Below are 1,670 nucleotides of genomic sequence, written 5' to 3' on the forward strand. Positions count from 1 at the left end.
AATGGCTGCGAAAGAAGTCAAGTTCAACAGCGACGCCCGCGACCGCATGCTGAAAGGCGTGAACATCCTCGCGGATGCCGTCAAAGTGACCCTCGGCCCGAAAGGCCGTAACGTCGTGATCGACAAGTCCTTCGGCGCTCCGCGCATCACCAAGGACGGTGTCTCGGTCGCCAAAGAAATCGAACTCTCGGACAAGTTCGAGAACATGGGCGCCCAGATGGTCCGCGAAGTCGCTTCGCGCACCAATGACGAAGCTGGCGACGGCACCACCACCGCCACCGTTCTGGCTCAAGCCATCATCAAAGAAGGCCTGAAGTCGGTTGCAGCTGGCCTGAACCCGATGGACCTGAAGCGCGGCATCGATCTGGCGACCTCGAAAGTCGTCGAAGCGATCAAAGCTGCTTCGCGTCCGGTCAACGACTCGGCTGAAGTCGCCCAAGTCGGCACCATCTCGGCCAACGGCGAGGCCTTCATCGGCCAGCAAATCGCCGAAGCCATGCAAAAAGTTGGCAACGAGGGTGTGATCACCGTCGAAGAAAACAAAGGCATGGAGACCGAAGTCGAAGTCGTCGAAGGCATGCAGTTCGACCGCGGCTACCTGTCGCCCTACTTCGTCACCAACGCCGACAAGATGATTGCCGACCTGGAAGACGCCTACATCCTGCTGCACGAGAAAAAACTCTCGTCGCTGCAGCCGATGGTCCCGCTGCTGGAAGCTGTCATCCAGTCGCAAAAGCCGCTGATCATCGTCGCTGAAGACGTCGAAGGCGAGGCTCTGGCCACGCTGGTCGTCAACAAGCTGCGTGGCGGCCTGAAAATCGCTGCCGTCAAGGCTCCGGGCTTCGGCGATCGCCGCAAGGCCATGCTGCAGGACATCGCGATCCTGACCGGCGGTCAGGTCATCTCGGAAGACCTGGGCATGAAACTGGAAAACGTCACCGTCGACATGCTCGGCCGTGCGAAGAAAGTTACGATCAACAAGGACAACACCACCATCGTCGACGGTGCTGGTGAGAAAGCCGAGATCGAAGCCCGCGTTTCGCAGATCCGTCAGCAGATCGAGGAAACCACCTCGGACTACGACCGCGAGAAACTGCAAGAGCGCGTCGCCAAACTGGCCGGTGGCGTTGCCGTCATCCGCGTCGGCGGCATGACCGAAATCGAAGTCAAAGAGCGCAAAGACCGCGTTGATGACGCCCTGAACGCGACCCGCGCTGCGGTTCAAGAAGGTGTCGTCGTCGGTGGTGGCGTGGCTCTGGTTCAGGCTGGCAAGGTCCTTGAAGGCCTGACCGGTGCGAACTCGGACCAGGACGCCGGCATCGCCATCGTCCGCCGCGCTCTGGAAGCTCCGATGCGTCAGATCGCTGAAAACGCTGGCGTCGACGGCGCTGTCGTTGCCGGCAAAGTCCGCGAGTCGAACGACAAGGCCTTCGGCTTCAACGCCCAGACCGAAGAATATGGCGACATGTTCAAGTTCGGCGTCATCGACCCGGCCAAAGTCGTCCGCACCGCGCTGGAAGACGCGGCCTCGGTTGCTGGTCTGCTGATCACCACCGAAGCCATGATCGCCGAAAAGCCCGAGCCCAAAGCGGCCGGCGGCGGCATGCCCGACATGGGCGGCATGGGCGGCATGATGTAATCATCCGCTCGTCGCAAGACAGCGAAGGCCG

Annotated in this window: 1 protein-coding gene; it reads left to right on the top strand. The window is 61.1% G+C overall.

Annotated elements, in window-relative coordinates:
* The first annotated feature begins 1 nt into the window (after window position 1).
* Window positions 2-1,639 (top strand): chaperonin GroEL, encoded by a 1,638-nt coding sequence (gene groL / locus GL300_RS26010; RefSeq protein ID WP_155042572.1) that lies wholly within the window; start codon window positions 2-4, stop codon window positions 1,637-1,639.
* The last annotated feature ends 31 nt before the right edge of the window (window positions 1,640-1,670 follow it).

Source organism: Paracoccus litorisediminis (genome assembly GCF_009711205.1).
GTDB classification, from domain to species: domain Bacteria; phylum Pseudomonadota; class Alphaproteobacteria; order Rhodobacterales; family Rhodobacteraceae; genus Paracoccus; species Paracoccus litorisediminis.